This is a genomic window from Cytobacillus eiseniae (genome assembly GCF_017874625.1).
In the GTDB taxonomy this organism is placed as follows: domain Bacteria; phylum Bacillota; class Bacilli; order Bacillales; family Cytobacillaceae; genus Cytobacillus; species Cytobacillus eiseniae.
In genome coordinates, this window is record NZ_JAGIKZ010000007.1 from 131491 (window position 1) to 157442 (window position 25952).

The following is a 25952-nucleotide window of genomic DNA, read 5'->3' on the forward strand; positions in this document are numbered from 1 at the left end:
TATAATGACAATGAATAAAAAAAGAGTTGTCGTTACAGGGATTGGAGCTGTAACACCACTTGGAAATAACACACAAACAACATGGGAAAATATTTTAGCTGGCGTATCTGGTGTAGGACCGCTAACAAGAGTGAATGCAGATGAATATCCGGCAAAGGTTGCTGCAGAGGTAAAGGATTTCAATATTGAAGAGTATATTGATCGCAAAGATGCTCGAAAGATGGATCGATTTACACATTATGCTGTAGCTGCATCGTTAATGGCAGTTAAAGATGCAAATTTAACAATTAATGATGAGAATGCTCATCGTGTTGGTGTTTGGATTGGCTCTGGAATTGGTGGCATGGAAACTTTTGAAAATCAATTTGAAACGTTCCTTAATCGTGGATACCGCAGAGTAAGCCCATTCTTTGTACCAATGATGATTCCTGATATGGCCGCTGGTCAAGTATCTATTACTTTAGGTGCAAAGGGTTTTAATTCATGTACAGTTACAGCTTGTGCAACAGGAACAAACTCGATTGGCGATGCTTTTAAAGTGATTCAACGCGGGGATGCAGTTGCAATGATTACAGGTGGAGCAGAGGCACCGATTACGAGAATGTCTGTAGCCGGATTCTGTGCAAATACCGCATTGTCGACAAATCCTGATCCAAAAACAGCAAGCCGTCCATTCGACCAAAATCGTGATGGATTTGTAATTGGTGAAGGTGCAGGAGTCGTCGTGCTAGAGGAGCTTGAGCATGCGCTAGCTCGTGGAGCAACGATCTATGCTGAAATTGTTGGCTACGGGTCAACAGGTGATGCATATCATATTACAGCACCTGCACCGGCTGGTGAAGGCGGCGCAAGAGCAATGAAAATGGCCATTGAAGATGGTGGATTAAAACCAGAAGACATTGATTATATTAATGCACATGGTACAAGCACCGATTATAATGATAAGTTTGAAACATTAGCTATCAAGGAAGTATTTGGTGAACATGCATATAAATTAGCTATTAGCTCAACGAAATCAATGACTGGCCATCTTCTAGGGGCAGCTGGTGGAATTGAAGCCATTTTCTCAGTACTTGCCATAAAGGATGGTATGTTGCCACCAACGATTAATTATGAAACACCAGATCCAGAATGTGATTTAGATTATGTTCCGAATCAAGCAAGAAAGAAAGACTTAAAGGCGGTCATGAGTAATTCATTAGGCTTTGGCGGCCATAATGCAACGATTGTTTTTAAACAATATAAATAATGTTAGCCAAAAGACCAAATCAATTTTGATTTGGTCTTTTGATTACGCTCTATTCTAAAAGATTTGTTTTTAAATTAAATGTGATTGAATGGAGCACATGTGAGCGGAAATCAGCCTTTACCAATTATGTGTGAAATATCATCAATCTTGGCGAAAACAGCCTTTGATTAAATAAATAAAGTATGTTTACGCATCACTCCATTTTCGATTCTGATCGAACGAACGAAAAATCCATCATCTCATAATCTATAGAAAGAATTGTAAGGCGGTGGGGGAATGGGGGTAATTAGGACGGATGAGTGGCTGGATAAAAATTTTGCTGATCCGTTAAAAATTTGCGAGGAGCTAAAAGAATCTTTTGGGAATGATGAAAGAAAGAACATCTATCAGTATTTGCTGAAATTTGGAATGTATAAACCAAATAACCAAACATATCGAGATTTTCAAAAATTAAAGGAAATGAATATGTGGGAATGTGTAGAAGAGATCTTTACTAAGTATCAAAAAAAATGGAAAGGGCCGAATATACCTGTATATATCTTTCCTATTATGGCAACGAACGGCCTTTTTCAAAAAAGTAGCTTTAAGAAAGCAGGATTAGCATTTATCGATAAACTCTTTCTGTTTCTTTCACCAATAGAAGATGAAAGGGAAATAGAAGCACTCCTCGTTCATGAATACCATCATACATGCAGATTAAATAAACAAGGAGAGAAAGTAGCAGATTTTACATTGATGGATTCTTTGATTTTAGAAGGTCTAGCAGAGCATGCGGTTAAATTATATTGTGGCGAAAAATATCTTGCGGAATGGTGCAATTATTATTCTAGAAAAGAAACTCAACAATTTTGGGAAGAAAGATTACAGAACAAATTAGACGTAAAAAAAAGGGATAAGTTACATGATGAAATATTATTTGGAATGAATGGTTACCCGAAATTGATGGGATATGCCGTTGGCTACGAACTTATTTCAATGTTCAATAAGAAAAATAAGTTAACAATTAGAGAATCCTTTTTTATGGAATCTAAGCGTTTTATTAAAGATCTTAAATCAGAATAGTAGATAAAGCAGGCCTAGGGAGTATCCTTATTGTCCTGCTTTTTTTATTTTAGAACAAACTCCAAGTCTTTTAATCTAACAATTTTAATTACATAGATTTTTAACAAAAGGATGAATATTTTAAAAACTTCTTGAATTCGTAATCTTTCTGTAATAATATACTATTAAATAATAAAAGATTTTAAATAGGTGGAATATATTGAAATTACTTTCAAATATATTTTCATATAATAAAAGTGGAAATTAATTAACGATTCCGAGTAGAAAAAGAATGCTTGGAAGAGGCATGATTTCCTAGATGGACGGAGGTCACTATGACAGCTTTATTAGAATTAAAAAATTTAAAAACGCATTTTCAAAGAAGGAAAACAACCATTCCTGCTGTTGATGGGGTAGATCTTGTTATAAATAAAGGTGAAACCGTTGCTCTTGTAGGTGAATCGGGTTCAGGTAAAAGCATTACATCCCTTTCAATTATGCGATTAATCCCAAGCCCTCCTGGAAAGATTGTGGATGGGGAGATCCTGTTTAATGGCAATGATTTAGTAAAGCTTTCTGATAATGAAATGTGCAAAATCCGTGGCAACGATATCTCTATGATATTTCAGGAGCCAATGACATCACTAAACCCAGTTTTGACAATTGGTGAACAAATTATTGAAGTACTTATGTATCATCAAAAGATGTCTAAAAATGCTGCGAGACAAAAGGCAGTTGAAATGCTTGAATTAGTAGGCTTTTCTCGTGCAAAGGCATTAATTGATGATTATCCACATCGTTTATCTGGTGGGATGAGACAGCGGGTAATGATAGCTATAGCTATGAGCTGTAATCCGAAACTGCTTATTGCAGATGAACCAACGACAGCACTTGATGTAACGATACAGGCACAAATCCTTGATTTAATGAAAGAATTAAGTAAAAAGTACGACACTTCTATTCTTTTAATTACACATGATTTAGGGGTAGTATCAGAAATTGCTGATCGTGTAGTCGTTATGTATTGTGGGCAAGTAGTGGAAGAAGCTTCAGTAGATGATTTGTTTGAGGAGCCACTCCACCCATATACAAATGGGCTAATGGGATCGATTCCATCACTTGATGGAGATGTAGATCGACTTTATTCGATTGCAGGTACTGTTCCACCTCCAGAACACTTTCCAGTTGGGTGTCGATTTGCACCTCGATGTCCCCATGCATTTGACCGATGCAGAAATGAGGCACCTGCATTACAAAGGAAAGGTTCACGCTCAGTTCGCTGCTTTTTACATGATGATAAGGAGGCAACGGTATGAACGGTACAACAATAGAAAAGAAAAGTCTACTAAAAGACAATAGGGATTCCGATTATATTTTAGAAGTGAATGATCTAAAAAAACACTTTCCGATAAAAGCAGGATTTCTTCAAAAAACAGTCGGTTCAATTAAAGCCGTTGATGGTCTTTCCTTCAAAGTAAAAAAAGGAGAAACGATCGGTTTGGTTGGTGAATCAGGCTGTGGAAAATCAACTGCTGGAAGAACGCTTATTCGCTTATATGAGCCTACTAGCGGAGAGATTATCTTTAAAGGTCGGAATATTTCAAATATTGGCGAAGGGGAATTAAGGCGCTCTGTCAGAAAAGATATTCAAATGGTCTTTCAAGATCCTTATGCATCATTGAATCCTCGAAAAACTTTAAAATCTATTTTAAGTGAGCCAATGATTACCCATAACTTATACGGCAGTAAGGAAAGACAAGAAAAAATCCAAGATTTATTAGATAAGGTTGGATTCAACCCATTATTTATTAATCGATATCCACATGAATTTTCAGGTGGACAAAGGCAGCGTATAGGAATTGCTCGAGCTCTTGCTTTAAATCCAGATATGATTATTGCAGATGAGCCAGTGTCTGCCCTTGATGTATCCATTCAAGCTCAAATTATCAATTTGATGGAAGATTTACAAGAAGAATTAGATTTAACCTATGTGTTCATCTCTCATGATCTTAGTGTTGTTAGACATATTAGTGATCGGGTAGGGGTGATGTATCTAGGAAAGATTATGGAATTTGCTAGTAAAAAGGATTTGTATGAAGAACCATTGCATCCATACACTCAAGCTCTTATGTCCGCTGTTCCAGTTCCTAAGAGAAAGGGAGCGCAAGCGAGGGAAAGAATTATTCTCAAGGGGGATTTACCTAGTCCGGCAAATCCACCACAAGGCTGTGTATTCCATACAAGATGCCCAGCAGCTACACCAATGTGTAGTGAACAAATACCAAGCTTTAAAGAAGTGAAAAAAGATCATTTTGTTGCCTGTCACCTATATTAATAGATTAGGTGAACTAGGAATAGAAACTTCAGAATATTGGAACTTTAGGTGGTTATTAAATGCCTTGAGACCTTTCATAGGGGGCAAGCGTTTAGTATATAAAATTCTTTGAAGGGGGGCGGTATTTTCAAACGTTCTCTACAAGAGGATTTAGAATTACAAACTATTAAGGGGGAAAATGAATGAAAAAGTCGGCATGGTTTTTAGTAGGTTTAATGCTTGTATTATCAATGTTCCTTGCAGCATGTTCTGGTGGCGGCGAAACAACGACAGAACCAGAAGAACCAGCAGAGGAAACGCCAGCGGCTGAAGAGCCAGCAGAAGAGCCTGCAAGCAATGATCCAGTAACAGGTGGAGACCTAATTATTGGTTCTACTGGAGCACCAACAATGTTCAACACGCTTTATTCAAGTGATGCTTCAAGTTCTGATATTGAAGGAATGATCTTTGATAGTTTAATGGGTTCTGATTTAGAATTCAACCCAGTTACTGATGGGGGATTAGCTGAAACATTTGATGCGTCAGAAGATGGTAAAGAATTCACAATTAAAATTGTTGAAAATGCAAAATTCCATGATGGAGAACCATTAGATGCAGACGATGTTGTATTTACATACAACATTCCATTAAGCCCTGATTATGATGGAGTTCGTAAATCTTATTTCGAAAACATTGAAACAGTTGAAAAAGTTGATCAATACACTGTTAAATTTACTTTAAAACAAGTAGATGCACAATTCCCAGTTGTAAGCCTTGGTTTCGGGATTTTACCTGAACATATTTTAGGTGAAGTTCCAGTTGCTGATATGGGCGAGCATGAATTTAATACGAAAAACCCTATCGGTTCTGGTCCATTCAAGTTTGAAGAGTGGAAAGATGGCGAGTATGTAAAAGTTGTTGCTAATGCTGATTATTGGGATGGTCGTCCATACCTAGATTCTATCACTTACAAACTTGTTCCAGATGCAAACGCAATTCTTGCTCAATTACAAGCTGGAGATATCGATTACTATGCTGGTATTGCACAGCCTGACGTTCCAACAGTTGAAAGCTTTGCAGATGCAGCTAACCTACGTCTAGAATCAGGTTTGGCTCTTTCTTACACATTCTTAGGATTTAACCAACGTATCGAGAAATTCCAAGATAAAAATGTTCGTCAAGCAATTACACATGCAATTGACCGTAAAGCAATTGTTGAAAACGTAATGTCTGGACTTGGTGAAGTTGCACACGTTCCAGAAAGTCCATTAAGCTGGGCATATAATCCAGATGTACCAACGTTCGAATATGATGTTGAAAAAGCAAAGCAAATGTTAGCTGATGCTGGCTGGACTCCTGGGTCTGACGGCATTCTTGAAAAAGATGGCGAAAGATTCTCAGTAGAAGTAAAAACAAACCAAGGAAATAAGGTTCGTGAAGATATCGTTGTTATTCTTCAACAACAATTAAAAGAAGTTGGAATCGAAATTAAACCGCAAATCGTTGAATTCAGTGCATTAATCGCTGATATCGACCCAGGTGTATGGAATTTTGAAGGTATCGTTCTTGGCTGGAGCTTGGGTGTAGACCCAGATCCAAGTGGAATCTTCCACACGAAAGAAATTGAAGCAGGTCTTAACTTTACTGGTTACTCAAACCCAGCGCTTGATGAGCTAATGGATGCACAGCTTCAAGAGCTTGATAAAGAGAAGCGTAAAGCAATGATTGGTGAAATTCAAGCAGGTCTTGCTGAGGATCAACCATACACATTCCTTTACTACCCAGAAGAATTCCGTGCTGTTCCTAAGAATCTAGAAGGCTATGAATTCCATCCGAAAAACCAAATGTACCACATCAACAAATGGTGGTTAAAAGCTGAATAATAAGTGCTTTTGAATGAAAGGAAAGTAAGGGATGTTGACCCTTCCCTTACTTTCTCTTTGATTTAAACTAAATCCTGAAAATTCTACTGGTTAGTTTGAATAGCCACGTATTTTAAATAAAATGAGAAGAATGAGAGGGAGAATAGACGATGGTCTCATACATTATTAGACGAACATTAATGGCTATTCCCTTGTTACTTGGAATTACCATACTGTCCTTTGCAATCATAAAGGCTGCACCAGGAGGTCCAGTTTCGATGCTTATGGACCCAAGTATGAAGCCTTCGGATCGAGAAAAGTTTGAAGAGAAGTATGGGTTGAACGAACCCGTTCATATCCAGTACTTTAAATGGCTCGGTAATATGGCACAAGGTGACTTCGGAAACTCTTTAATTAAACGTGGAGTTCCTGTTAGTGAGTTGATCATGAACAGACTTCCTAATACATTATTGCTCATGCTTGTTTCAACAATTTTAGCTGCAATTGTTGCGATTCCCTTTGGGATATATTCAGCTATGCGGCCTTATACGAAAATAGATTATACAGTAACCGTAGGTTCATTCCTGGGGGTTGCTACTCCTAATTTCTGGTTCGGGTTAATGTTAATCATGGTCCTATCAGTAAACCTTGGCTGGTTTCCAACTGGTGGGGTATCTACATTGAATGCACCATTTAGTCTATGGGATCGTATTCATCATTTAATCCTTCCTGCATTTGTTCTGGCGACAGCAGATATGGCAGCATTAACGAGATATACAAGATCCTCTATGCTTGATGTGTTAAAGCAGGATTATATTCGTACAGCTATGTCAAAAGGTTTTATGGAAAAGAAAGTTGTTCTAAAACATGGATTACGTAATGGGATGATTCCAATTATCACATTATTCGGGCTAATGCTTCCGTCTTTTATTGGTGGAGCTGCAATTACTGAGAAAATATTTGCATGGCCTGGAATTGGTTCATTATTTATTGATTCTGCTTTCCAAAGAGACTATCCAGTGATTATGGCATTAACTGTTGTTTCAGCCATTCTAGTAGTTGTCGGAAATTTATTAGCAGATATTATGTACGCGATATTTGATCCGCGTATTGAATATTAAGGAGGGGTTATTATGTCACAAAGCAATGTGGAAATCACACAAGAGGATTTACAACTAAACCCCAATTTAAAAGATAAGCCTGATACGTTAACAAGAATATTTTTTCAAAAGTTTATGATGAACAAACTTGCTGTTATCGGCGCAGTCGTATTATTCATTATCATTCTATCGGCAGTCTTTGCACCAATTATTTCACCGTATAGTTTTGAACAGATGAATTTGATTGATAAGCTTAAGCCGCCTAGCAGTGATTATTGGCTCGGTACGGATCGTTACGGGCGCGATATTTTCACAAGATTATTATTTGGTGGACAAGTTTCATTACTAGTTGGATTTGGATCTGTTCTTGGTGCATTAATAATTGGTGTATCAGTTGGTGCTCTTGCAGGATATTACGGTGGAATAATCGACGCAATCCTTATGCGATTTGTTGATATTGTTATCTCTATTCCTAGCTTTTTCCTATTAATTACTATTGTGACAATCTTTGATCCAAGTGTTGGAAATTTGATCCTTATCTTTGCGTTAACGAGTTGGACAAGTACTGCTCGACTTGTCAGAGGAGAATTTTTAACATTACGATCAAGGGAATTTGTCCTTGCTTCTAAGACGATTGGAACAAAATCTTACAAAATTATTTTTAGTCATATTTTGCCAAACGCGATGGGGCCAATCATTGTATCTGCAACATTATTAGTAGGGTCGGTTATCCTAGCAGAGGCAGCACTCAGTTATTTTGGACTTGGAATTTCACCACCGACAGCGACTTGGGGGAATATGCTACAGGATGCACAGAACTACACCGTAATGAAAACAGCACCATGGTACCCGTTTTTCCCAGGATTACTCATCTTACTTACTGTACTTTCCTTTAACTTTATTGGTGATGGTCTAAGAGATGCACTAGATCCTAAAGCGATTGAATAAAGGAAATGAACTAAGTAGCTAAAAAAAGTCTCCAAGTGGATGGAGGCTTTTTATTATTGTTATTGTTTAGGAAATTTTAAATTCGCACGTTGGATATAACTTTTTGAATTATTTAATCTAGGTCCAGCTTCGGCTCCTATCGCCTACCAAACTTCAGTCCTGCTCCGCAACGATTGTGTCGAACTCGGTTAGCTCATGTTCACTTTGCTTTCTTATCTAGAGGGGCAGTTATCCATTTTTTACGGCGATGCTTAGGCGCCTGCGCTTTTATTATGGACTTCGCCTTTTCTATAAATGTAATGATTCATCTTCAAATTTAGGAATAATTTTACTTCTGACTGCCCATACTGAGAGACAAATAGTAGTTGGAGTGGGGGTTAAAGGATGTTATATCTTCATGACGTTTGGGTGAACTGGTTTGAAGGTGAAGAAAATGGCTACAATGTTTGCCATTTTCATGAATGGCGTAAAGATGATGGTGTAGAACTGCTTGACCAGGTACCATTACTGAAAATTGATCCCATATTATTTAATTACATTGAAAATGATTTATCGGAATTGCCTCAACAACTTTTAGATGATATTTATCAAAAGGCGTATTTACGGAAAAATCATGAACGTGTACAACTAGAATATTGCTTTGTTATTTCTGATGGGATGGGTATTTTAGCTATTGATACGATTGGATATAATATACCAATTCGTAAAAGCAGGCTGATTCCCCGTCAGGAACAATTGGCCTATGAAATGCTTGAAAACCATGATGTAATTTCTTACTCGTTTAACGATCAAAGTGCATTGAAGGATTTTCATATTCTTTCGCCATCGCCTGAACTAATGCATGGGTTAACAAGAAAGGAAAGACAATTAAAGCAATTAATGTTTATGGCACTCGACCAATTATATTCATCGAAAAATGAGGCTGAAGTACGGTACTGGTACACTGAATGGAGCCCTGAATACTATTCTGAAATCCAACAAATGGAATTTGAACAAGCATGGGTACAGCTGTTTGAACAAAGCAAATATGGGTGGACAAATAAGCATGAGCATTTCTGCGAAAATCTAATAAAAGGTCAGCCATTCTTTGAGAAACTGTGGGAAATGGAACATGGACCAAAAGTAAATTAAAAAAGGAGCTGATTTCGGCTCCTTTTTTGAATAAATTGTAGTTAATTTCTTTTCCGTCCTAAGCCCATTGCATTTTCCATTTTCTTTAGCATTTTATTGGCAACTACTTGGGCTTTTTCAGCACCTCGATCAAGAATTTCATCAAGCTCACTTGACTCCATAAGTTCATGATATCGCTCTTGAATTGGTTTAATTTCATTAATCACTACTTCTGCTAAATCAGATTTAAAGTCTCCATATCCTTTACCTTCATATATACTTTCAATTTCACTAATCGTTTTACCAGAGAAAATGGAGTAGATGGAAAGGAGGTTAGAAACACCAGGCTTGTTTGCCTGATCATATTTAACAATTCCTTCAGAATCGGTTACTGCACTCTTAATTTTCTTCTCAATTTGCTTAAGGTCATCAAGTAATCGTATAGAAGCTTTATTATTTGCATCTGATTTGCTCATTTTCTTCGTAGGATCCTGTAGAGACATAATTCGTGCACCGACCTTTGGAATACTCACTTCAGGTATGGTGAAAATGTCATTATATTTTTTATTAAATCGTTCAGCTAAATCACGTGTTAATTCAAGGTGCTGCTTCTGATCCTCACCTACTGGCACAAGATCTGTATTATATAACAAAATATCAGCGACCATTAATGGTGGATATGTTAATAGTGCTGCTGAAACGGCATCCTTACCAGCAGACTTATCTTTGAACTGTGTCATTCTTTCAAGTTCACCAATATAGGAGATACATTGCATCATCCATCCGGCCTGTGCATGAGCAGGTACTTCAGATTGAATAAATAGAGTTGCCTTATCAGGGTTGATTCCAACTGCTAAATAAAGAGCTGCGAGACTGCGAATATTCTTTCTTAATTCTAATCTTTCTTGTGGAACTGTTATTGCATGCTGGTCGACGATACAAAAATAACAGTTGTATTCATTTTGTAATTCAACGAATTGCTTTAGAGCACCAATATAATTCCCTAGTGTAATTTGACCGCTTGGCTGAATGCCAGAAAAAATAGTCTTCATTTCATTTTCCTCCTTTAATATATGGATAACAAGAGTGAATAGATGTAGTCTTTACGCTAAATGGAGTAGCCATTCAAATAAAAAAACACAAAAAAGACCATTCGTCTCCTAAATACATAGGGACGAATGGTCCGCGTTGCCACCCTAATTACTCAATAATGAGTCACTCATCATCCATGCATGAATCATGCATGGATCCTCTATAACGTGAGGACACGTCTCAGTTGGGAAAACCAACAGAAAGAAAGCTCAAAAGTCCATTCTATTTATATGGTTACTTGTTTCCACCATCCACAAGCTCTCTGAAAAACCAGCATAAATGTACTACTCTTTATCATAGCCATTGCATTTATTATATTATATGTATTATATTAGTAATTGGGTATAAAAATCAAGTCGATATAGAAGAGTAAGTAAATTGAATTCGTCTTCCTTTTTTTTGTGTATTACTAATGTTATTTTTATAAAATATTATTCAAATATATGCAAAAAAACACGAAAATTGACGAATTTTAATTTTTTTTTAGGCCCTCAAAACTCTTATTTTACAAGTGTTTTGAAAAAAAAAGATCTGATAGATTGATATATAACAGAGAAAACCCACTTGCAATAAATTTTTAAACTATTTATAATAAACCTAACAAACGAATACTTTACGATTTTGTTACAAATTTTACACGAATATGACAATGCGAATTTTAGGGTAGTTATTATTGTAGAATAAGAGTGAATTTGCAGAAATTGTACAGATTATTATATGGTAGGTACCTGATAGTATTAGGTAAATAATCCTAAGTACAAATCTAATAATCCGCTTTTACAAAACTAGCAGATAGTCTGCTATATTTTTTCACTATAAATTTACAGACTATTTAAGTAATACACCCGAAGCGTACAGTTGTATTTTTGTAAATAAGATGTTGTAAAGTCCGTTTGGGTAAATATACTAGGGGGTTTCATCTGTGAAGAAAAGACTATCGATCTTTTTTAGTATGTTGCTAGTTCTTAGCATGTTCCTTGCAGCTTGTGGCGGCAATGACAACGCAGACAGCGGAGAAAAAGGCAGTGATTCAGATGCAGGTAAGTCTGATGTTGCTCAAGAATTACGTGTAAATATTAACACTGAACCACCATCTCTACACCCAGGTTTAGCAAAAGACTCTACTTCTGGAACAGTACTTCGTCAAACTTTCGACGGATTGACTCGTATTGGTAAAGATGGCAAGCCTGAAGAGGCGGCAGCAGAAAATATTGAGGTTTCAGAAGACCAAAAGGTTTATACTTTCACAATCCGTGATGCAGAGTGGTCAAATGGAGACCCTGTAACAGCACATGATTTTGAAGCTGCTTGGAAATGGGCTTTAGATCCGAACAACCAATCAGAATACGCATACCAACTTCACGTGATTCAAGGTGCAGAGGATGCGAATCTAAATGGTGGATCACTTGATGATGTTGGTGTTGTTGCAAAAGATGATAAAACACTTGAAGTAACATTAGCAAATCCAACTCCATATTTCTTAGAATTAACAGCTTTCTACACGTACCTACCATTTAACAGCAAAATTGCTGAAGCAAACCCAAATTGGGCACATGATGCTGGTGATGACTACACATCTAACGGACCTTTCGTTATGACTGAATGGTCACACAGTGATAAAATTGTTCTTGAAAAGAACGAAAAATATTGGGATGCTGATACTGTAAAATTAGACTCAATTGAAATGATTATGATCAATGATCCAAATACTGAGTTATCAATGTTTGATAATGGTGAGCTTGACTGGGCTGGTGCTCCAACTGGCGCACTTCCAACTGATGCAATGCAAGCACTTAAAGACGCAGGTACTTTAGTTACACAATCAATCGCAGGTATTTACAACTATAAGTTCAATACAACTGTTGAACCTACAAGCAATGTAAATATTCGTAAAGCTCTTACACATGCATTGAACCGTCAAGAATTGATTGACAACATTCTTCAAGGTGAACAACAACCGGCAATGGGTATCGTCCCACCATCAATGTTCCCTGAGAATGAAGAAGGCTATTTCCCTGACAATGATGTTGAAACAGCTAAAGAATTTTTACAAAAAGGTTTAGAAGAGCTTGGATATAGCGATCCTTCTGAACTTCCAGCGATTACGCTTTCTTACAACACATCTGAAGCACATCAAAAGATTGCTCAAGCAATCCAAGATATGTGGGTACAAAACCTTGGCATTGAAGTAACACTTGATAACCAAGAGTGGGCTGTGTACTTAGATAAAGTACATTCACTAGATTACCAAGTTGCACGTATGGGTTGGTTAGGTGACTATAACGATGCAATCAACTTCTTAGATATGTACAAAGATGCTAATGGCGGAAACAATGATACTGGTTGGGAAGATCCAGCATACCAAGAGTTACTTACTAACTCTGCAACAGAAGCAGATCCAGAAGTTCGTCAACAAATGTTAAAAGATGCAGAAGCAATCTTCATGGATGCAATGCCTGTTGCTCCAATTTACTTCTACACAAACAACTGGGTACAAGATGATAACTTAAAAGACGTTATTGTATCTGGTCTTGGTGATGCTCAATTCAAGTGGGCATACTTTGAATAAAAATAGCTAATAAACGTAAGGTATATGGGAGTTTACCACCCGTATACCTTCGTTTCGGCTTTTTAGAAACTATTAGCTCTGTACACTGATGGCTCGAGTACATAAGCCAATTCCTTTCAAAAGGAAGTTACCTTTTATAAGGAATTGATTTATGCATGCTGCCATTAATTGGTTGCTAATGCTTATCGTAATAAATTGGAGGTGTTTGACAATGGCGAAATATATTGGAAAGCGCTTACTGTACATGATTCTATCTTTATGGTTAATCGTGACAGCGACGTTTTTCTTCATGCGCATTGCACCCGGAAACCCATTCACATCTGAGAAACAGCTACCTCCCGAAATTGAAGCGAATTTGAATGCCCACTATGGCTTAGATAAGCCTTGGTACGCACAATACGGGGATTATTTATTGAAGGTAGCAAAATGGGATTTCGGTCCATCATTTAAATATAAAAGCCAATCGGTTAATGACTTAATTAATGAAGGTTTTCCTGTATCTTTCATTCTAGGTTTGGAAGCGATCCTTATCGCAGTTGCCTTTGGTCTCATTTTAGGAATTATAGCTGCATTAAAGCATAATCGATGGCAGGATTACACCGCAATGATTATAGCCGTTGCAGGTATTTCAGTTCCATCCTTTATTATGGCAACCTTTTTACAATATTTCCTAGCGATTAAATTGGGTGTATTCCCAGTTGCGCGATTTGAAACATTTATGCATACCGTTCTACCTGCTTTAGCATTAGCTTCAACACCGATGGCATTTATTGCCCGTTTAACACGATCAAGTATGTTAGAAGTTATGAGTAATGATTATATTAAGACAGCAAAGGCAAAAGGTCTTAGCCAAGGGGTTATTACTGTAAAGCACGCTATCCGTAATGCACTTTTACCTGTTGTAACCTATATGGGTCCTTTAACAGCTGGTATCCTAACAGGAAGTTTCGTTATTGAAAAAATCTTCGGTATTCCTGGTTTAGGTTCTCACTTTGTTACTAGTATTACCAACCGTGATTATACGGTTATTATGGGTGTAACAGTATTCTATAGTATTATATTGCTTGCATCTATTCTCCTTGTTGACATCGCATACGGAATCATCGACCCGCGTATTAAACTTGCTGGTGGGAAGAAAGGAGAGTAAATTATGCAGATTTCGAAAGATAAATTTCAACTTGTCGGTACTAAAATTTCAGAAGCTGAAAAAATTTCTAAACCAAGTCTTTCGTTCTGGAAAGACGTATTTATCCGATTCCGAAAAAATAAGCTTGCTATGTTTGGATTAGTATTATTAGGCGTATTAATCTTTATGGCAATCTTTGGACCATACATGACAGAATATGACTATCGAACAAATGATTTAACGAATAAAAACCAATCACCATCTTCTGAGCACTGGTTCGGTACAGATGATCTTGGACGTGATGTTTTCACACGTACATGGGAAGGTGCTCGAATTTCTATCTTTATTGGTGCTGCAGCAGCACTGATTGATTTATTCATTGGTGTATTATGGGGCGGTATTTCAGGCTATAAAGGCGGGCGAACAGATGAATTTATGATGCGTTTCGCGGACGTTCTTTATGGTGTTCCATATTTACTTTTAGTAATCTTATTAATGGTTGTACTTGGTCAAGGATTAGGAACGATGATTCTTGCGATGACAATTACCGGCTGGATCAATATGGCGCGGATTGTCCGTGGACAAGTATTATCATTAAAGAATCAAGAGTATGTACTAGCAGCAAAAACACTTGGTGCAAACACGAGTCGAATTATGGCAAAACACTTAATTCCTAATTCAATGGCACCAATTCTCGTTACGATGACATTAACAATCCCGAGTGCAATTTTCACTGAAGCATTCTTAAGTTTTATCGGTTTAGGTTTAACACCGCCGCTTGCCAGCTGGGGAACAATGGCAAATGATGGATTGCCTGCTTTACGTTACTACCCATGGCGTCTATTCTTCCCTGCAATATTTATCAGTTTAACGATTTTTGCGTTTAATGTTGTTGGTGATGGCTTACGTGATGCTCTAGACCCAAGACTTCGCAAATAATTTTGAAATGCTAAAGGCGCTAGCTAAAGGGAGACAAGCTTAAGAGAATGAACATGATGATTGTATGTTCATCATTGAATACATGGACTTAAGACATAAGTGTCCCTAGATGTAGCTAGATAAGGGAGTGAGATTATGGAAAAAATACTTGAAGTGAAAGATTTAGAAGTCTCATTCCAAACATATGGAGGCTCTGTTAAAGCTGTTCGTGGTGTAAGCTTTGACCTTCATAAAGGTGAGACACTTGCTATTGTTGGTGAATCTGGTTCAGGTAAAAGTGTTACCTCTCAGACTATAATGAAATTAATTCCAATGCCGCCAGGGCAAATTACTGGTGGGAAAATTCTTTTCAATGGAGATGACATTGTTCCTAAGACAGATAAGGAAATGGAAAAAATCCGTGGAAAAGAAATTAGTATGATCTTCCAAGATCCAATGACTTCATTAAATCCAACGATGAAGATTGGCTATCAAATCATGGAAGGATTAATCAAGCATCAAAATATGTCTAAGCAAGCTGCGAAACAACGAGCAGTCGAACTGCTTAGTCTAGTAGGTATTCCAATGCCAGAAAAAAGAGTGAATCAGTATCCACATGAATTTTCTGGTGGAATGAGACAACGTGCGATGATCGCTATAGCATTAGCAGCAAATCCAAAACTGTTGATTGCGGATGAACCAACGACAGCACTGGACGTTACGATTCAAGCACAAATTCTTGAATTGATGAAAGACTTACAAAGCAAAATGGATACTTCGATTATTTTCATCACGCATGATCTTGGTGTAGTTGCAAATGTAGCTGATCGAGTAGCGGTTATGTATGCTGGTCAAATTGTTGAAATGGGCACAGTTGATGAAATTTTCTATGATCCAAGACATCCATATACTTGGGGATTATTAGCGTCCATGCCAAGTGTTGATAATGATGACAACCAAGATTTAGCTGCAATCCCTGGTACACCACCAGACTTAACAAATCCTCCAAAGGGAGATGCGTTCGCAGCAAGAAATAAATATGCTTTAGCTATTGATTTCGAAGAAGAACCGCCAATGTACCAAATTTCTGAGACACATTTTGCGAAAACATGGCTTCTTCATCCAGATGCTCCTCAGGTTGAGCCACCTGATGCAGTGAAGAAACGGATTCGTCAATTATCCTCTACTTTTAAAACACCTGTCTTAGTGAAGGAGGATAAATAATCATGACTGATAAATTATTAGAAATCAAAAATTTAAAGCAGCATTTTAATATTGGGAAGCCTAATATGGTAAAAGCAGTCGATGGTGTTTCTTTTGATATTTATCGAGGCGAAACACTTGGACTTGTTGGTGAATCTGGTTGTGGAAAATCAACAACAGGAAGATCGATTATTAGACTTTATGATGCGACAGATGGCCAAGTTCTCTTCAATGGCGAAGATGTACATGGCAAAAAGTCGGCGAAAGAATTAAAAAAATTCAATCGCAAAATGCAAATGATTTTCCAAGATCCATATGCATCACTTAATCCAAGAATGACTGTATCGGATATTATTGCTGAAGGCATTGATATACATGGGTTAGCAAAGGATAAAAAGGAACGTATGGAAAAGGTTTATGCGTTGTTAGAAACAGTTGGTTTGAATAAAGAACATGCTAACCGTTATCCTCATGAATTCTCTGGTGGACAAAGACAGCGTATTGGAATTGCTCGTGCATTAGCTGTTGATCCTGATTTCATCATTGCCGATGAGCCAATTTCTGCGCTTGATGTATCTATTCAGGCACAAGTTGTTAACTTGATGAAAAAGCTGCAGCGTGAAAAAGGTTTAACTTATTTATTTATTGCCCATGATCTTTCAATGGTAAAATATATAAGCGACCGTATTGGCGTAATGTATTTCGGAAAATTAGTTGAGCTTGCAACTGCAGATGACTTATACAATAATCCGATGCATCCGTATACACAGTCATTATTATCTGCCATTCCGTTGCCAGATCCAGAAACAGAACGTACACGTAAACGTAAGTCATATGATCCGAAATCCCATAATTATGGTGACAATGAAAAGCTTGAAATGCGTGAAATTGCTCCAGGTCACTTCGTTTATTGTTCAGAGAAGGAAGAAAAGCAATATAAAGCACAATATATCAAATAAAAAAACGATCTCTTGAATGAGATCGTTTTTTTTGTACAAAGAGTGACGTTTACAGCTTGTCTCGACTAACTGTAGCCACTTTAATAGTGAATAGCTGCCATCAAGATGATGAGGCAGGCATATACGTATACATTATCTTATATAATAATTAATCTTTCTTATTGCCGCCAACTGTTTTCCAGCCAACTTGCATTTTGTTGGATAAATCTACAAATTCAGTTCTCTTCTTTCCACCAAAGAAGCGATTGCCAATTCCGTTAGTAAGTACACCAATTGTTGCAGTTAACCCAATAATAATGAGAGCAACAATAACTAAATCTAAAATATATCCACCCATCTAACTCACATCCCCTTTTGAAAATTTTACATTATGTAAGATTCCCTCTCTTTATTGTATTAGATGTTAGACCGTATTAAAAGGGGTAAATTAATAATTCGTGCATTTGATTTTGAATTTTTCGTATGTTAAGTTAGTGTAATGCAAATACTGTTTTCGCAAACTATGTTGCTATTAAGCACATAATTGGCAAAGGCAGATTTTCGTTCTAATCAGCTGACCTAGCAGGTCAACCGCATTCGTTCAAAAATTTGATTCAAAGAAAGCAACTCTTTAGAGGAGCTAATGTAAATAAGGAGAGATATGCAATGAATTGGTATGAAAAGTTAAATCAGTATTTCCCAATAGAAGAAATGAAATCAAAAGAGCATATGGAAACCTTACTTAAAGATCGGCCTGAAATGTATCACAAGGATGAAGGACAATATCACGTACTCATGTATGCTGAACTTGATAATTTTGTCTTTATTGATTACTTATATGTTTCAAAAGAATCTCGAGGGCAAGGATTAGGTCATAAATTAATTGAGAAACTAAAACAAAAAGGTAAGCCAATTATTTTAGAAGTTGAACCTGTAGATTATGAAGATACAGATACTGAAAAGCGACTTCACTTTTACAAACGAGAGGGATTTGAGCATGCAACTTCCATTGGTTATAGAAGAAGATCCCTTGCAACAAATGAAGTGAATAAAATGGAAATTTTATATTGGGCTCCTAATAATGAAAGTGAAGAATTAGTATTTGATTCCATGCAAAAGACTTATGAAATGATACATACGTATCGTGATACTCATTTTTATGGTGAATCCTATCAGCCTGTCGAAGAAGTGTTAACTTATGAAAAAGACAATGAAAAGGAAGATATATTAGATGAAATTTAATGGATGAGTGCGACTAATCCTAATGTATTGCTGTATTATTGAATAGGGATAATAGCAGGAATAGTAGTGATTTCACTTTGTGAATATTATGTAACATGAAAAAAAACGAAAAAAAATGAAACTTTTTATTGTTTCATCCGTCTAATATGATAGGTGAATAAAAAATGAACAGTGGCATTGATTGTTGAGAAAGAATTTCAATTAATCCTAAATTCTTATATCAAAATGAGTGTTCTTAGTGTATACTTATTAGTACAATTACTAATTTAAAGTAATTGTAATTAAGATTAGCTCGTATGTTCATTAATTAACAAACCAAATTCAATATATAGTGTTTATACGTCAATATTAAAGGAGTGAATTTGTAAAATGGTCACATTATACACTTCACCAAGTTGTACATCATGCAGGAAAGCAAAATCATGGCTGGAAGAAAATGATATCGCTTATAAGGAAAGAAACATTTTTTCAGAGCCGCTATCAATTGAAGAAATCAAAGAAATTCTTCGCATGACTGAAGATGGAACGGATGAAATTATTTCTACACGTTCGAAAATCTTTCAAAAACTAGATGTAAACTTAGAAGCAATGCCATTGCAAAAATTGTTTGAGTTAATTAAGGATAATCCAGGATTACTTCGCCGTCCAATTATTCTAGATGAAAAAAGATTACAAGTTGGCTATAACGAAGATGAGATTAGACGTTTTCTTCCAAGAAAAGTTCGTACGTATCAGCTTCGTGAAGCACAGCGCTTAGTTAACTAAAAAAATAGACTTGATATGGAGGCCTTCTTTCTTCGGACAGAGGGTCTTTTTAATATTAGAAGTAATTAAATTTGTGAAAGAGAATAAACTTTGATAAAATACAATAAACTCAAATGGGCATCTAATGGTTTTTTTAAAGTTGTGACATTTTCATTCCCTTTATTCTCTTTTTATCATAAAATAAATGTACAAGGTGCAATAACCATTACCTTCTTTATAAAGGGGATCAACCGTATTTCGAAAAGGAATACTGAATGTAAATATGGGGGTATATTCCCTTCAAGTGCTTCTTCCGAATTTGAGGCATAACCATTTCCAGAAGGGAGCGTTGCAAAGTGGAAATCGAACGTATAAATGATCATACAGTAAAGTTTTATATTTCATATGTTGATATAGAAGAAAGAGGATTTGAGCGTGACGAGATTTGGTATAATCGCGAACGAAGTGAAGAACTTTTTTGGGAAATGATGGATGAAGTTCATGAAGAAGAGGAATTTACTGTTGAGGGTCCTCTATGGATTCAAGTACAAGCTTTAGATAAAGGTTTAGAGATTCTAGTGACGAAAGCACAGCTGTCTAAAGATGGGCAAAAACTGGAACTGCCTGTATCAGAGGACAAGATCAATCATGCCATTCCAGTTGATGAACGAATTGAAGATTTACTTGATCAGCATTTCAATCCAAATTTAGATGTGGATGAGCTGGATCTTGATGAAAATCTTGATTTTCTTTTAACTTTTGCTGACTTTGAAGATGTCATTTCTCTTGCTAAACGCGGAGGGTTAGATTCTATTCCAACAAAGCTCTATTCTTTCGAGGGGAAATATTATTTATTCGTAGAATTCCCTGAAGATGAATTTGAAGAAGAAGATATTGATAATTTATTATCTATTTTATTGGAATATGGAATAGAAACACAGAAAACCATTCATCGTATCGAAGAATATGGCCATTTAATTATTGATGGTGAAGTGTTTGAACAGTTAAGAAAGTACTTTTAGTTAGAAAGGCCGATTTCGATTTGAAATTGGCTTTTTTCATGAGATAAGAAAATAAAGCTTTTACGTTTGAAAATTGTCTAGCTCCACAACGAACACTACGATAGCGTATGGATCGCACGAGTATAAATGTTGCCTCATCAATCGAGGGCACAAGCTCCACCTCTAAAAGGTTGGTATAGGACAGCTTGCAGTGAGGCAGCGTCTTGTGCTTGTCGGAGATGAACGAGGCTTGCTGCTTTTTTATGAATTTTGGTAGGTGCAAAAGATGAAAAACACAGTTAGAATTAGCTTATTTATCATCCTATTAGTTGGCATGATTTTTGTATATGATTATTTCATTCATCCGAATGGTGGATACCTAGGCTATGTTAGTATTTTAATGTCAATGTCCGTTATTTTTATTGCCTTTGTTATTTTCCTCGAGAATCGCCATCCTGCACAGACACTAACTTGGTTAGTTGTTTTAGGAAGTTTTCCTTTAGTTGGCTTTATTTTTTATCTGTTATTTGGTCGAAATTATAAGAAAGAGAAGATGTTTAGACGCAAGTATATATTAGATAAACAACAATTTTTACGAATTGAGGGCGATATTGACCCAATCAATGAACAGAAAATGAATAAAATGGGTGATCATCAGAGAAAGCTCTTTTACTTAGCACAGAATTTGGGGCATAGCCCTATTTCATTTGCTACACAAACGAAGGTTTTAACTAATGGAGAGGAAACCTTTCAAGAAATATTGAATACATTAAGAAGTGCGACTCACCATATTCATATGGAATATTATATTGTCCGCCATGATAAAATCGGTCAAGAAATAAAGGAAATTCTTATTGAAAAGGCGAAAGAAGGGGTGAAAATCCGCTTCCTCTATGATGCTGTTGGTTCTTGGCAGTTATCAAAAAAGTATATAATGGAACTTAGGTTAGCAGGGATTGAAATCATTCCATTTGGGCCAGTTAAACTCCCCTTTCTAAATAGCAAAATAAATTTCCGAAATCATCGTAAAATTATTGTTGTTGATGGAAGCACTGGATTTGTCGGTGGTCTGAATATTGGGGATGAATATTTAGGCCGAGATGAAAACTTTGGTTTCTGGCGTGATACTCATCTAATGATGAAAGGAGAGGCTGTCAGAAGTTTGCAGCTAATCTTTTTACAGGATTGGTATTATATGACTAATGTTCAAATATCTTCAGCAGATTATCTTTCTCCAGATTTAGAGGAAAATATTCATGGAGGAGTTCAATTGATTGCCGGTGGTCCTGATAATGAGTGGAGCACGATTAAAAATATCTTTTTCTCAATGATAAATTCAGCTGAGAGATCGGTATGGATTGCTTCTCCTTATTTCATTCCAGATGAGGATATCTTTTCTGCCTTAAAAATAGCAGCACTAAGTGGGATTGATGTTCGACTCCTAATGCCTCAAAATCCAGATAAGAAAATTGTATTCTATGCCTCAAGATCCTATTTTCCAGAATTGCTTGAAGCCGGTGTGAAAATTTATGAATATAAAAAAGGTTTTATGCATAGTAAAATTGTTATCGTTGATGAGGAACTCGCATCCATTGGTACATCAAATATGGATATGAGGAGCTTCCATTTGAACTTTGAGGTAAATGCCTTTTTATACCGGACGGGAAGCACTCAGAAGCTTGTAACAGGCTATTTAGATGATTTAAAGTCTGCTAGAAGATTAGAAATAAATAAATTTAAGAAAAGACATATCGGTTTCCGAATTATTGAATCAACATCAAGACTGTTGTCACCATTTTTGTAAAACCTAGTCCATATAACAGGACTAGGTTTTTTATAGGCATTTTTATAAAGGGTCTATTCTAAAAAGATTGTTGCTTTTGAATAAACCGTTTGACGAACTAAGTCGGCTGATTGGAGCACATGTACTCGGAAATCAACCTTTACCAACTTATCAATGTTTGCGAAAACAGCCTTTCGTAAAAATGTCTTTATCGTTCGACAGGAGTTTCTTTTTCTTTGTCGAATATATGCTAATAATGAAAGGAGATGATCATTTGCTTGTATCAAAAACAACGCATGGAGAAATATTAAGTTTAGCAAAAATGTATGATCGAGAATTTTTAGAAAAGCTAAGAAGAAAAGAGTCCTTTTATTGTCCAGAATGCGGGGAACAAGTGATTTTAAAAATAGGTACAAAAAAAATCACTCATTTTGCCCATAAAAAAGGATCCGTCTGCACGGAAAGTTATGAAAGGGAATCAGAGTATCATTTAAAAGGGAAAATACGCCTGTATGAATGGTTGAAGTTACAAGGTGTATCCCCAATACTTGAACCATACTTTAAAGAAATTGCACAACGGCCAGATATTAGCTTTCAGTATCGAAATCGACAGTATGCGATTGAATATCAATGCTCAGTTATACCGGAGGAACTATTTATTAAACGTTCAAATAACTATATTCAAGCAGGCATTGTTCCGATTTGGCTTATGGCAGGCAAAAGTATTCAGCGAAAGGGAAATCATAAGGCATCTTTGTCTAGCTTCGACTTTTTATTTCTTTCAAAATCTGCGCGACAAAAGTGGACAATCCTTGCATTTTGTCCAATTGGCAATACCCTCATTACGATGCATGATATTCTCCCATTAACGATAAGGAATATTCTTACACAGTTCTCCATCATAAATTTAAAGGAAGCTACATTATCCAATCTGCTTGATCCACACGGTTCCAATCGATTAAATATCGTCGCTTGGCGAGATGAAATTAGAAAGGCAAAAAATATTCAGCCTCTTTTTCAATCACCACAAAATAAATTCCTACTTGAATTATACAAGCATTCCCTCATTCCGTCTTTACTCCCAGTTGAAATAGGTATACCAGTCCTTCATGCACCATATATAGAAACACCGATCATTCAATGGCAAAGTTACTTATTCATCGATGTCTTCAATAAGATGAACCAGTTTTCAATGCGGCATATTCATCTTTCATTTAATAAAAGGGTGAAAAATCGGGATATTAAGCTTAGAAAGCTCCCGCTTGAATCAGATAGCAATGTTTATGATGCATTGAGCGATTATATTCAATTACTCGTTCATGTTGAATTTTTAGAGCGTATTGGCAAGGGGCAATACAAGCTGACAAAAACGAGATCATTCGCTGAAAATCAGCTTCAACAGGATAGATTGGAGGAGAATTTTTATCGAAAGTATGGCAATAGGATTATTGATTGCCTATATGACAAACAATAAAAGAAGGGAATTTTATTAGTAAGATCGAAGTATTGAAGTAGGGTATTTTTTGCATTTGAATAGAAAAATGGAGGCTGAAAAAATGACAAATGAAACAATATCAAAACTTCCAAATCGAAGTGAGATACCGTTAGAGGATACATGGAAATTAGAAGATATTTTTGCAAATGATGAAGCTTGGGATAAGGAATACAAAGAAGTACAAGATATAATCCCAAATGTTGGCAAGTTTCAGGGGGAATTAGGTGATCGTGCGGAGACATTGTATGAAGCACTACAAATCCAGGATCATTTATTAGAGCGGCTTTCGAAGCTTTATACATATGCTCATATGCGCTATGACCAAGATACAACCAATTCCTTCTATCAAGGGATGGATGATCGAATTAAAAATTTATATTCCCAGGCGGGAAGCGCTTTAGCCTATATCGTTCCAGAGCTACTTGCAATTGATGAGGAGAAGATTAATAGCTTTTTGGATGAATTAGAAGGTCTGAGAGTATACAAGCAGGCATTAGCTGAAATTAATCTTCAGCGCCCACATGTATTAAGTGCAGAAGCAGAGGCATTATTAGCCCAAGCGTCTGAAGTATTAGGCGCTTCGAGTAATACATTCGGCATGCTTAATAATGCAGATCTTGAATTCCCATCGATTAAAGATGAAAACGGCAAAGAAGTAGAAATCACGCATGGCCGCTATATCCGATTTTTAGAAAGTGATGATCAGCGTGTCAGACATGATGCATTTAAAGCTGTTTATGAAACGTATGGAAAGTTCCGCAATACATTTGCAAGTACATTGAGTGGAAATGTGAAGGTCGATCATTTCAATGCGAAGATTCGAAATTACCAATCTGCTCGTCATTCGGCATTAGCAGCAAATAATATTCCTGAATCTGTATACGAAAACTTAGTTCAAACAATTAATAATAATCTTCATTTATTACATCGTTATGTGAAGCTTCGCAAAAAGGTACTCGGTGTGAAAGAGCTTCATATGTATGATTTATATACACCGTTAGTTAAAGATGTGAAAATGGAGGTGAAATATGAAGAAGCAAAAGATTTAATCCTTAAGGGATTAGCACCCCTTGGGGAAGATTATCTCAATGTATTAAAGGAAGGCTTCGATAATCGTTGGGTGGATGTGCATGAGAATAAGGGCAAGCGCAGTGGGGCATATTCTTCTGGCTCCTATGGAACTAATCCTTATATTTTAATGAACTGGCAGGATAATGTGAATAATCTTTTTACACTTGCACATGAATTCGGTCATTCAGTTCACAGCTACTATACGCGAAAAACACAACCATATCCTTACGGAAACTATTCGATTTTCGTTGCTGAGGTGGCATCAACATGTAATGAAGCATTATTGAATGATTATTTATTAAATACAATTGATGATGATAAGAAACGATTATTCCTATTAAATCATTATTTAGAAGGATTCAGAGGAACTGTTTTCCGTCAAACGATGTTTGCGGAATTTGAACATCTGATTCATCAGAAAGTACAAAATAATGAAGCCTTAACAGCTGATGCATTAACAAAGGATTATTATGAATTGAATAAAAAATACTTTGGTGAAGAAGATCTTGTGATCGATGAAGAAATTGGTTTGGAATGGTCACGAATTCCACATTTTTATTACAATTATTATGTATATCAATATGCAACAGGATATAGTGCAGCAACAGCATTAAGCAATCAAATTTTACAAGAAGGAAAGCCGGCAGTTGACCGTTACTTAGAATTCTTGAAAGCTGGAAGCTCTGATTACCCAATTGAAGTATTGAAGAAAGCTGGAGTGGATATGACAAGTTCAAAACCAATCGAGGATGCATGTAAAGTATTTGAAGAGAAATTGACTGAAATGGAAAATCTGCTTCGTTAAAGAAAGCAAAGCCTGTGGGTTCGCTCGAATGAATGTTCCACAGGCTTTTTGTACAAACTTTCTAGAAACCTTTAAATTTTTTTCGATCATTCATGCAGGCAATAAAAATTAATACAGATAAAAATAAAATAGGGGAGCTAATATAAATTGGAAATAATTTCATAAGACCAAAAATATTTAAGACAAAAGAGAATAGGATAAAAAGAAGCATAATCGTGACGGATCGTTTATTCACCTTTTTTTCCTCCAAATAAATAATCATATTCATACCATTTTATGCGGTTGTCCTATTATTATTCTATGGATTTGACAATATTGTGAAGAAACACACAAACTGATTG

At 36.3% G+C, this 25952-nt stretch carries 22 protein-coding genes and 1 other annotated feature; of the genes, 19 read left to right on the top strand and 3 right to left on the bottom strand.

Annotation, left to right across the window (positions count from 1 at the left end; translation table 11 throughout):
• Positions 1-10 precede the first annotated feature (10 nt).
• From fabF to J2Z40_RS08505, 8 genes are all read left to right on the top strand, one after another.
• The gene (fabF, locus tag J2Z40_RS08470; RefSeq protein WP_066399157.1) at positions 11-1249 is read left to right on the top strand and encodes a beta-ketoacyl-ACP synthase II; all 1239 of its coding nucleotides are present in this window, start codon (positions 11-13) and stop codon (positions 1247-1249) included.
• A 276-nt stretch (positions 1250-1525) separates the two neighbouring features.
• On the top strand, positions 1526-2311 hold the full coding sequence (locus J2Z40_RS08475; protein WP_066392804.1) for a DUF2268 domain-containing putative Zn-dependent protease: 786 nt from the start codon (positions 1526-1528) through the stop codon (positions 2309-2311).
• A gap of 314 nt (positions 2312-2625) precedes the next feature.
• A complete protein-coding gene (locus J2Z40_RS08480; protein ID WP_066392805.1) occupies positions 2626-3606 on the top strand; it encodes an ABC transporter ATP-binding protein in 981 nt (326 codons plus the stop codon).
• A complete protein-coding gene (locus tag J2Z40_RS08485; RefSeq protein WP_066392807.1) occupies positions 3603-4625 on the top strand; it encodes an ABC transporter ATP-binding protein in 1023 nt (340 codons plus the stop codon). Before J2Z40_RS08480 ends, J2Z40_RS08485 begins: the two co-directional genes overlap by 4 nt.
• Positions 4626-4807: 182 nt before the next feature.
• On the top strand, positions 4808-6487 hold the full coding sequence (locus J2Z40_RS08490; RefSeq protein WP_066392808.1) for a peptide-binding protein: 1680 nt from the start codon (positions 4808-4810) through the stop codon (positions 6485-6487).
• Positions 6488-6636: 149 nt separating this feature from the next.
• Positions 6637-7587, top strand: coding sequence for an ABC transporter permease (locus J2Z40_RS08495; RefSeq protein WP_066392809.1), 951 nt, complete (start codon positions 6637-6639; stop codon positions 7585-7587).
• Positions 7588-7599: 12 nt separating this feature from the next.
• The gene (opp4C, locus tag J2Z40_RS08500) at positions 7600-8514 is read left to right on the top strand and encodes an oligopeptide ABC transporter permease (RefSeq protein ID WP_066392812.1); all 915 of its coding nucleotides are present in this window, start codon (positions 7600-7602) and stop codon (positions 8512-8514) included.
• A gap of 384 nt (positions 8515-8898) precedes the next feature.
• Entirely contained in the window at positions 8899-9645 is a 747-nt protein-coding gene (locus tag J2Z40_RS08505) for a YjbA family protein (RefSeq protein WP_066392814.1), read from the top strand.
• Positions 9646-9686: 41 nt separating this feature from the next.
• Here J2Z40_RS08505 and trpS read toward each other — a convergent pair whose 3' ends face one another.
• The gene (trpS, locus tag J2Z40_RS08510) at positions 9687-10676 is read right to left on the bottom strand and encodes a tryptophan--tRNA ligase (protein ID WP_066392817.1); all 990 of its coding nucleotides are present in this window, start codon (positions 10674-10676) and stop codon (positions 9687-9689) included.
• A gap of 115 nt (positions 10677-10791) precedes the next feature.
• Positions 10792-11023: a binding site (T-box leader), on the bottom strand.
• 615 nt (positions 11024-11638) lie between these two features.
• On the opposite strand from trpS, the gene J2Z40_RS08515 reads away from it, so the two are divergent.
• From J2Z40_RS08515 to J2Z40_RS08535, 5 genes are all read left to right on the top strand, one after another.
• Positions 11639-13285 carry an ABC transporter substrate-binding protein gene (locus J2Z40_RS08515; RefSeq protein ID WP_066392819.1) on the top strand — a complete coding sequence of 549 codons (1647 nt, stop codon included), beginning with the start codon at positions 11639-11641 and terminating at the stop codon, positions 13283-13285.
• Between the two features lie 211 nt (positions 13286-13496).
• Positions 13497-14432: an ABC transporter permease gene (locus tag J2Z40_RS08520; protein ID WP_066392821.1), complete on the top strand. Its 936-nt coding sequence runs from the start codon at positions 13497-13499 to the stop codon at positions 14430-14432.
• Positions 14433-15350: an ABC transporter permease gene (locus tag J2Z40_RS08525; protein ID WP_066392823.1), complete on the top strand. Its 918-nt coding sequence runs from the start codon at positions 14433-14435 to the stop codon at positions 15348-15350. It begins immediately after the preceding gene.
• A 135-nt stretch (positions 15351-15485) separates the two neighbouring features.
• The gene (locus J2Z40_RS08530) at positions 15486-16553 is read left to right on the top strand and encodes an ABC transporter ATP-binding protein (protein WP_066392825.1); all 1068 of its coding nucleotides are present in this window, start codon (positions 15486-15488) and stop codon (positions 16551-16553) included.
• A 2-nt stretch (positions 16554-16555) separates the two neighbouring features.
• Positions 16556-17491, top strand: coding sequence for an ABC transporter ATP-binding protein (locus tag J2Z40_RS08535; RefSeq protein ID WP_066392828.1), 936 nt, complete (start codon positions 16556-16558; stop codon positions 17489-17491).
• A gap of 148 nt (positions 17492-17639) precedes the next feature.
• On the opposite strand, the gene J2Z40_RS08540 is transcribed toward J2Z40_RS08535, so the two are convergent.
• Positions 17640-17828: a hypothetical protein gene (locus tag J2Z40_RS08540; RefSeq protein ID WP_066392830.1), complete on the bottom strand. Its 189-nt coding sequence runs from the start codon at positions 17826-17828 to the stop codon at positions 17640-17642.
• A gap of 308 nt (positions 17829-18136) precedes the next feature.
• On the opposite strand from J2Z40_RS08540, the gene J2Z40_RS08545 reads away from it, so the two are divergent.
• The 6 genes from J2Z40_RS08545 to pepF all read left to right on the top strand — a co-directional run bounded on the left by J2Z40_RS08545 (position 18137) and on the right by pepF (position 25611).
• A complete protein-coding gene (locus J2Z40_RS08545) occupies positions 18137-18712 on the top strand; it encodes a GNAT family N-acetyltransferase (protein ID WP_066392831.1) in 576 nt (191 codons plus the stop codon).
• Between the two features lie 369 nt (positions 18713-19081).
• On the top strand, positions 19082-19477 hold the full coding sequence (gene spxA, locus J2Z40_RS08550) for a transcriptional regulator SpxA (protein WP_066392833.1): 396 nt from the start codon (positions 19082-19084) through the stop codon (positions 19475-19477).
• Between the two features lie 335 nt (positions 19478-19812).
• Positions 19813-20478, top strand: a complete 666-nt coding sequence (mecA, locus tag J2Z40_RS08555; protein WP_066392835.1) for an adaptor protein MecA — start codon at positions 19813-19815, stop codon at positions 20476-20478.
• 265 nt (positions 20479-20743) lie between these two features.
• A complete protein-coding gene (cls, locus tag J2Z40_RS08560) occupies positions 20744-22261 on the top strand; it encodes a cardiolipin synthase (RefSeq protein ID WP_066392837.1) in 1518 nt (505 codons plus the stop codon).
• A 253-nt stretch (positions 22262-22514) separates the two neighbouring features.
• Positions 22515-23714: a competence protein CoiA gene (locus J2Z40_RS08565; protein ID WP_066399159.1), complete on the top strand. Its 1200-nt coding sequence runs from the start codon at positions 22515-22517 to the stop codon at positions 23712-23714.
• A gap of 82 nt (positions 23715-23796) precedes the next feature.
• Positions 23797-25611: an oligoendopeptidase F gene (gene pepF / locus J2Z40_RS08570; RefSeq protein ID WP_066392841.1), complete on the top strand. Its 1815-nt coding sequence runs from the start codon at positions 23797-23799 to the stop codon at positions 25609-25611.
• A gap of 61 nt (positions 25612-25672) precedes the next feature.
• Here the strand turns inward: pepF and J2Z40_RS08575 are convergent, their stop codons facing one another.
• Complete coding sequence (locus tag J2Z40_RS08575; protein ID WP_157087807.1) at positions 25673-25846, bottom strand: hypothetical protein; 174 nt, start codon at positions 25844-25846, stop codon at positions 25673-25675.
• Positions 25847-25952: the final 106 nt, after the last annotated feature.

What these genes read in the sequence shown, in the direction of transcription:
- fabF (WP_066399157.1), top strand. Translation starts at nt 11, where the DNA reads ATGAATAAAAAAAGAGTTGTCGTTACAGGGATTGGAGCTGTAACACCA.
- J2Z40_RS08475 (WP_066392804.1), top strand. Translation starts at nt 1,526, where the DNA reads ATGGGGGTAATTAGGACGGATGAGTGGCTGGATAAAAATTTTGCTGAT.
- J2Z40_RS08480 (WP_066392805.1), top strand. Translation starts at nt 2,626, where the DNA reads ATGACAGCTTTATTAGAATTAAAAAATTTAAAAACGCATTTTCAAAGA.
- J2Z40_RS08485 (WP_066392807.1), top strand. Translation starts at nt 3,603, where the DNA reads ATGAACGGTACAACAATAGAAAAGAAAAGTCTACTAAAAGACAATAGG.
- J2Z40_RS08490 (WP_066392808.1), top strand. Translation starts at nt 4,808, where the DNA reads ATGAAAAAGTCGGCATGGTTTTTAGTAGGTTTAATGCTTGTATTATCA.
- J2Z40_RS08495 (WP_066392809.1), top strand. Translation starts at nt 6,637, where the DNA reads ATGGTCTCATACATTATTAGACGAACATTAATGGCTATTCCCTTGTTA.
- opp4C (WP_066392812.1), top strand. Translation starts at nt 7,600, where the DNA reads ATGTCACAAAGCAATGTGGAAATCACACAAGAGGATTTACAACTAAAC.
- J2Z40_RS08505 (WP_066392814.1), top strand. Translation starts at nt 8,899, where the DNA reads ATGTTATATCTTCATGACGTTTGGGTGAACTGGTTTGAAGGTGAAGAA.
- trpS (WP_066392817.1), bottom strand. Translation starts at nt 10,676, where the DNA reads ATGAAGACTATTTTTTCTGGCATTCAGCCAAGCGGTCAAATTACACTA.
- J2Z40_RS08520 (WP_066392821.1), top strand. Translation starts at nt 13,497, where the DNA reads ATGGCGAAATATATTGGAAAGCGCTTACTGTACATGATTCTATCTTTA.
- J2Z40_RS08530 (WP_066392825.1), top strand. Translation starts at nt 15,486, where the DNA reads ATGGAAAAAATACTTGAAGTGAAAGATTTAGAAGTCTCATTCCAAACA.
- J2Z40_RS08535 (WP_066392828.1), top strand. Translation starts at nt 16,556, where the DNA reads ATGACTGATAAATTATTAGAAATCAAAAATTTAAAGCAGCATTTTAAT.
- J2Z40_RS08540 (WP_066392830.1), bottom strand. Translation starts at nt 17,828, where the DNA reads ATGGGTGGATATATTTTAGATTTAGTTATTGTTGCTCTCATTATTATT.
- J2Z40_RS08545 (WP_066392831.1), top strand. Translation starts at nt 18,137, where the DNA reads ATGAATTGGTATGAAAAGTTAAATCAGTATTTCCCAATAGAAGAAATG.
- spxA (WP_066392833.1), top strand. Translation starts at nt 19,082, where the DNA reads ATGGTCACATTATACACTTCACCAAGTTGTACATCATGCAGGAAAGCA.
- cls (WP_066392837.1), top strand. Translation starts at nt 20,744, where the DNA reads ATGAAAAACACAGTTAGAATTAGCTTATTTATCATCCTATTAGTTGGC.
- pepF (WP_066392841.1), top strand. Translation starts at nt 23,797, where the DNA reads ATGACAAATGAAACAATATCAAAACTTCCAAATCGAAGTGAGATACCG.